This window comes from Streptomyces chengmaiensis (assembly GCF_029846775.1).
GTDB classification, from domain to species: Bacteria; Actinomycetota; Actinomycetes; order Streptomycetales; family Streptomycetaceae; genus Streptomyces; species Streptomyces chengmaiensis.
The window spans coordinates 85,071-91,070 of the sequence record NZ_JARWBG010000031.1 but is presented as its reverse complement, the minus strand read 5'-3'; the positions used below and the strand labels follow the sequence as shown (position 1 = coordinate 91,070).

Genomic DNA, 6,000 nt, shown 5'->3' with positions numbered 1-6,000 from the left:
GAGCAGGCCATCCCGGTGGGCCGCGGCATGCATGACGAGCCGGTGGATCCGGACCGGCTGTACGGCTTCCGGGCCCAGGGGTGGGACGACTTCTGGACGCGGTTCGACGGCATCGCCGAAGCGGTCAGGTTCCGTCAGGAGCGGGCCGTGAAGCAGATGGGGACGCTCGGCTCCGGAAACCACTTCGTGGAGGTGTGTCTGGACGAGTCCGGGGCGGTGTGGCTCATGCTGCACTCCGGCTCCCGGAACATCGGCAAGGAGCTGGCCGATCACCACATCGGAGAGGCCCGCAAGCTGCCGCACAACCAGGGTCTCGTCGACCGCGACCTCGCGGTCTTCGTCGCGGACACCCCGGAGATGGCGGCCTACCGGAACGACCTGTTCTGGGCGCAGGAGTACGCCAAGCACAACCGCGCGGTCATGATGGCGCTGCTGCAGAACGTGCTGCGCAAGCAGTTCAAGAAGGCCAAGGTCACCTTTGAGCCGGTGATCTCCTGCCACCACAACTACGTGGCGGAGGAGCGATACGAGGGCATGGACCTGCTGGTCACCCGGAAGGGCGCGATCCGGGCGGGCAGCGGGGACTACGGCATCATCCCGGGTTCGATGGGCACCGGCTCGTACATCGTCCGGGGCCTGGGCAACGAGGCGTCGTTCAACTCCGCCTCGCACGGCGCGGGCCGGAAGATGAGCCGGAACGCGGCCAAGCGCCGCTTCTCCACGCGGGACCTGGAGGAGCAGACGCGAGGCGTGGAGTGCCGTAAGGACTCCGGCGTCGTGGACGAGATCCCCGGCGCCTACAAGCCCATCGAGAGGGTCATCGACCAGCAGAAGGACCTGGTCGAGGTGGTCGCCAAGCTCAAGCAGGTCGTCTGTGTGAAGGGCTGACGTCCAACATTCCACGTGAACGACACGCCCCGGACTCCGCGTCCGGGGTTTCGTCGTCCCTTCCGATTGCAGACGGATCTTCTGAATTCGCAGCGTCCCTCGGCACACAGGCTGAGGGACGCTGTCGCTTTTCAAGGGAGTGCTGCGATAAGCGTCTTCACCGCGTCTGACCTGCTTTTCCTTGCCGATGGGGCCTTGCGTAACCGACGGCGGTCCACACCTGGTCCACTGCGACCGCAGCACCCGGGTACGTCAGCTGAGCGACTTCTCAATGGCCTCGAAGATGTCGGCGTCGGTCTCCTGCTGCCAGGACGGAAGGTCCGGCCAGTCAGCAACGTACCCCGGCTTCGGGTTCTCGAAGTGCTTGAACATCTGGGCGGTCCAACAGGTCGCGACGAAGCGGCTCTTCTGCTCGCGGGTCAGCCGGGCTGTGGTGCCGCCGCTGATATCGATGAACTGGCGGACCTGCTCGTACACGGAGCCTGCGGCCTCGCGTTCCCACTGCGGTGTGTCCGACCAGGGGGTCACGTAGCCAGCCTTCGGCTCGCCGGGGAAGTGCTGGTGCACTCCCGCGATCCAGGCTTCGCGGAACAGTCGTGCGCCTTCGGTCTGCGACATGGCAACCCTTCTCGTCACGGCGTCCTCAGCATAGAGATCTCCGCCCCCAACTCCGCTACGCGGTGGTCCCGGCGCAGGGGGCCGAACTCGTCGCACAGGCTCCGGAGTCTACGGGCGACGTACCCGGACGATGATGCGCGGGCGAGGCCCAGGGCTTCCCGCGCATACGTGATCACTTGTTCCGGATCGCGGCGCTTCGCCCCGACGATGGCCAGGTCGACGAGAACGGCTCCTCTGCGGCGGTACGAGTACCCGGGAGCCAGCGAGGTCTGGTCCAACGCCTGCTTCAGTGCGTGCTCCGCCAGATCGAGGCGGCCGAGCTGTACGTACCGTGCTCCACGCTCCTCAGCCAGACGGGTGCCGTCGAACCGGAGCCATCCGCCGTTCGCGCTGTCTTCCGGCAGGCGCTGGACCTCCTCGGCCTGGGAGAGAGCTCGCTCGCATCCCCCCAGGTCGCCGAGGCCGGGCCACCGCCATGGCTGTGGACGGCCTGGCCTTCCTTCACACCCGGATGCAGGCTGGCCGGTGCGGCCCCGTCCTCGCGGCAGCCGTCGAAGTCCGCATCGTGGGCGCGATCGGCCCATGGAAGTACGCCCCGACGCCATCGGACGCCCCCAACTCCTTCCCCAGTACTTCGCCGTACTGCCCGAAACCCGAGGGCAGGGCTTGGGCCGTGCCCTGTGGCGAGCAGCCATGCACTGGGGCCAGTCCCACGGTGCCTTCTACCAACTCCTCCAGACCGAAGTCGGCGGCCCTTCCGACAACCTGTGCCAAGCCGAAGAACTCACCTCCCTCGGCTTCACGCACACCACACGGGCGTAGCAGCCGGGCGCTCGCACTCCGTCCACCGCGCGCTATGACCGTTCCTTCTGGCAGGCGCGGGACTACGGCATCATCCCGGGTTCGATGGGCACCGGCTCGTACATCGTCCGGGGCCTGGGCAATGAGGCGTCGTTCAACTCCGCCTCGCGCGGCGCGGGCCGGAAGATGAGCCGGAACGCGGCAAGGCGCCCGCTTCTGCACACGGGACCTGGAGGAGCAGACGCGGGGCGCGGATGGACACGATGTGTATCGCACGCGCAGCCGCGGATGCCGGTCCGTCGAGCGTTTTACGGACCCTCGCTAGGGATTTTGCGCTTGGCGGCTTTTCAGGTGATTTTCAGGTGATTCAGGAGTTCAGGGGGACGCATGTCGTATGTAGAGGTGCCCGGTGCGAAGGTGCCGATCCGGATGTGGNATGTGTATCGCACGCGCAGCCGCGGATGCCGGTCCGTCGAGCGTTTTACGGACCCTCGCTAGGGATTTTGCGCTTGGCGGCTTTTCAGGTGATTTTCAGGTGATTCAGGAGTTCAGGGGGACGCATGTCGTATGTAGAGGTGCCCGGTGCGAAGGTGCCGATCCGGATGTGGACGGACCCGTCGACGGTCGAGGGCGTCGCCATGGAGCAGCTGCGGAACGTCTCCACACTGCCGTGGATCAAGGGTCTCGCCGTCATGCCCGACGTCCACTACGGCAAGGGCGCGACGGTCGGGTCGGTGATCGCGATGCAGGGCGCGGTCTGCCCGGCCGCGGTCGGGGTCGACATCGGCTGCGGCATGTCCGCGGTGAAGACCTCCCTCACCGCGAACGACCTGCCCGGCGACCTCTCCGGCCTCCGGTCCCGCATCGAGCAGGCCATCCCGGTGGGCCGCGGCATGCATGACGAGCCGGTGGATCCGGACCGGCTGTACGGCTTCCGGGCCCAGGGGTGGGACGACTTCTGGACGCGGTTCGACGGCATCGCCGAAGCGGTCAGGTTCCGTCAGGAGCGGGCCGNGACCTCTCCGGCCTCCGGTCCCGCATCGAGCAGGCCATCCCGGTGGGCCGCGGCATGCATGACGAGCCGGTGGATCCGGACCGGCTGTACGGCTTCCGGGCCCAGGGGTGGGACGACTTCTGGACGCGGTTCGACGGCATCGCCGAAGCGGTCAGGTTCCGTCAGGAGCGGGCCGCGAAGCAGATGGGGACGAAGCTCAAGCAGGTCATCTGTGTGAAGGGCTGACTCCAGCACTCCACGTGATCGACAGGCCCCGGGCTCTGTGTCCGGGGCTTGGTCGTCCCTGCCGATTGCGGACGGATCTTCTGACGGCTGACCCCCAGTCAGCACATGCATGCTCTTCCCTTATTCGTCAAGCTGACGCGAATTTATCCCAACGTGGCCACCGAGGGGACTCCCTCTGCGATGCTGGGCTGATCGAGAGGGGCAGCAGCGATGCAATGGAAGATCCACGGGGAACGTCCGATCTACGAGAACCAGTGGGTCAACTTGTGGTTGACCGATGTGGAGCAACCGGACGGGCGCCGGTGGGAGTACCACGTCGTCAAGCTCCGGCACCTGGCCGTGGCCGCGGTGATCAACGACAAGCGAGAGATCCTCATGATGTGGCGGCACCGCTTCATCACGGACGCGTGGGCTTGGGAGCTCCCTATGGGCCTCGTCGAGGACGGGGAGAGCCCCGCCGACGCTGCCGCTCGTGAGGTCCTGGAGGAGACCGGCTGGCATCCTGGGCCGATGAAGCCGCTGATCTACGCGGAGCCAGCGAACGGGATCACGGACTCGCAGCACCACCTGTTCCGTGCTGACGGGGCCACCTACTCAGGCCCGCCCACGGAGAAGAACGAATCCGACCGCATCGAGTGGATTCCATTGACTGACATCCGGGGCATGATCGATCGCCGCGAGATCGTGAGCAGCGGCTCGCTCGTCGGCCTCCTGTACGTCCTCATGGACGAGGGGATCCGCTGACCAGCATGGGGACGAGATTCCGTAGCCGTGACTCGAAGGCCACTGCCACGGGTTCCCGCCGGTACGGGGCAAGCTCGTCGTAGAACTCGCGCAGATGCCCGGCCACACGCTCTGAGGCGACCGAGGAAGCGGGCTCCAACGCGTCCGTCGCCGTCTGGCACGCCTGGTCCAACTTGCCGAGGCTGAGTTGTGTCCGGGCGAGCCAGAACGCGTGGAATGCCCGCCCTCGCTGATTGGCGCTGTTCTCCCGCCTCAAGGCGTCGGCGATCAGAGGCTCGGCGGTCGCTGCTTCGCCGAGCCGGCCGAGCGCGATGCCAGTGTCGACGATGAGCTTGGTCTCGCCGAAGTAGGTCACCCACGCGGGGTCGGGGTCGCTGACCTTGATCCGCTCGAACTGGCGGTATGCCTCGGCGATAGCCGCGTGGGTGGCGGTGTGGCTGCCCAGCGTGGCATGTGCGAACGCCTCCCGTAGTGACAGCATCGACAGCACGCGTGGTGTGGTGCCGTCTGCGGCGCGGGCCTCGTCCTGGGCAGCGTTGACGAATGCCAATGCGTCTCCGGGCCCGTCCTGGTACGTAGCCTGCAAGCTCATGCAGGCCAGCACGTTGGCCATGAATTCCCGGTCGTCGATCTCCCGGGCAAACTGCAACGCCTCTGTGAAGTAAGTCCGGGCCTGGTTGTACTGGCGTGCGTCGAAGTGCGTCCAGCCGGTGAGGCGCGCGAGCTCGGCTGCTACGCCGTACAGGCCCTGCTGGAAGGAGGCGGGGCGATTCTCCTTAAGAAGCTCGACGACGTAGCGGAGCTGCCCCACCACGGCCGGTCGCAGTGCCTCACCTCCGTGCTGGTCGTCTCGTCGCCAGTAGTCCTCGATCGAGGAGCGCAGCGCGTGAAGCGTGGACGGGTTCGGATTCGCCCGAGAGGTGAGGGCAAGGATGCTGTCCACGTCCGAACCCGGTAGGGAGGCCGGCGTCGACGGCGCTTGCGAGACAGGGCGCAGCGGCTCCCTGTACGTGCCCCGGAGCCCAACGGGCGTTTCCCACTCCCGACGCGCGAGTCCTAGCATGTGGCCTGGGATCCGCAAACCGTCGGCGATGCGCTCGATGACATCCATATGCAGTAACTGACGTCGGCCTGCCATGACTTCGCCGACACGGCTCGGTGTCAGGTCGCAGCGTCGCGCGATCATCGAAGGGTAGATGCCCGCACGGGTCTTCACCAGCTTGAAGACCGCCGCGGAGTCGCGGACGCGGCATGCCCTGATCATCTCGGGATGGGTGAGAAGCCCGGCAGGCAACTCCTGCGGGCGGGTTGGCTCGGGCATTGGACAAGCTCCCACGGATGAGGGCCACGCAACGTCGCTGATTCTCTACCTCCCGTGAATTTACCCAAGTTGGGTAATCCGCTGGACCTTCTGGTAGCAGCCCACGGTTCGCGAACCTGATGCACATGGCGAGCAATCAGCAGGCCAGACCCGGAGTCGGCGAACTGGCAATGGACCAGAGGACCGGACGCATCGGTGTCGTCATGGGCGAGATCGGTGGCCGAGTGCAGATGCGACCGATAGGCGGTGGCATCGAGTGGGAGGCCATGCCCGGTGACGTGGTGGCACCAAGGGCGCGAGAGGAACTGAGCGCGCGCCTGGCGGTGAGGAACGGCAATAGCCGGGTCGGGCTGTGATGCGCGTTGTCGGCCGGTATGCCGGGGTTCTG

Annotated in this window: 7 protein-coding genes and 3 pseudogenes; 7 read left to right on the top strand and 3 right to left on the bottom strand. The window is 66.5% G+C overall.

Translation table 11 applies throughout. The features are described 5' to 3' along the window. On the top strand, positions 1-888 hold an 888-nt coding region (locus QCN29_RS24020), incomplete at its 5' end, for an RtcB family protein (protein ID WP_279930704.1). Positions 889-1,140: 252 nt separating this feature from the next. Here the strand turns inward: QCN29_RS24020 and QCN29_RS24015 are convergent. After that, positions 1,141-1,506 (bottom strand): hypothetical protein, encoded by a 366-nt coding sequence (locus tag QCN29_RS24015; RefSeq protein WP_279930703.1) that lies wholly within the window; start codon positions 1,504-1,506, stop codon positions 1,141-1,143. Between the two features lie 14 nt (positions 1,507-1,520). Beyond that, a complete protein-coding gene (locus tag QCN29_RS36910) occupies positions 1,521-1,784 on the bottom strand; it encodes a tetratricopeptide repeat protein (RefSeq protein ID WP_308295424.1) in 264 nt (87 codons plus the stop codon). Positions 1,785-2,088: 304 nt separating this feature from the next. On the opposite strand from QCN29_RS36910, the gene QCN29_RS24005 reads away from it, so the two are divergent. The 5 genes and pseudogenes from QCN29_RS24005 to QCN29_RS23990 all read left to right on the top strand — a co-directional run bounded on the left by QCN29_RS24005 (position 2,089) and on the right by QCN29_RS23990 (position 4,291). After that, entirely contained in the window at positions 2,089-2,328 is a 240-nt protein-coding gene (locus QCN29_RS24005) for a GNAT family N-acetyltransferase (RefSeq protein WP_398859814.1), read from the top strand. Between the two features lie 60 nt (positions 2,329-2,388). After that, positions 2,389-2,563: pseudogene (locus tag QCN29_RS36905) on the top strand (RtcB family protein); the annotation flags it as partial. Between the two features lie 304 nt (positions 2,564-2,867). Further along, positions 2,868-3,320: pseudogene (locus QCN29_RS23995) on the top strand (RtcB family protein); the annotation flags it as partial. 2 nt (positions 3,321-3,322) lie between these two features. Then, positions 3,323-3,514: pseudogene (locus QCN29_RS37180) on the top strand (RtcB family protein); the annotation flags it as partial. A gap of 243 nt (positions 3,515-3,757) precedes the next feature. Then, positions 3,758-4,291 carry an NUDIX hydrolase gene (locus QCN29_RS23990; RefSeq protein ID WP_279930701.1) on the top strand — a complete coding sequence of 178 codons (534 nt, stop codon included), beginning with the start codon at positions 3,758-3,760 and terminating at the stop codon, positions 4,289-4,291. Here the strand turns inward: QCN29_RS23990 and QCN29_RS23985 are convergent. Further along, the gene (locus QCN29_RS23985) at positions 4,269-5,612 is read right to left on the bottom strand and encodes a helix-turn-helix domain-containing protein (RefSeq protein ID WP_279930700.1); all 1,344 of its coding nucleotides are present in this window, start codon (positions 5,610-5,612) and stop codon (positions 4,269-4,271) included. The genes QCN29_RS23990 and QCN29_RS23985 overlap by 23 nt on opposite strands. Positions 5,613-5,737: 125 nt before the next feature. On the opposite strand from QCN29_RS23985, the gene QCN29_RS23980 reads away from it, so the two are divergent. Beyond that, complete coding sequence (locus QCN29_RS23980; protein WP_279930699.1) at positions 5,738-5,968, top strand: hypothetical protein; 231 nt, start codon at positions 5,738-5,740, stop codon at positions 5,966-5,968. The last annotated feature ends 32 nt before the right edge of the window (positions 5,969-6,000 follow it).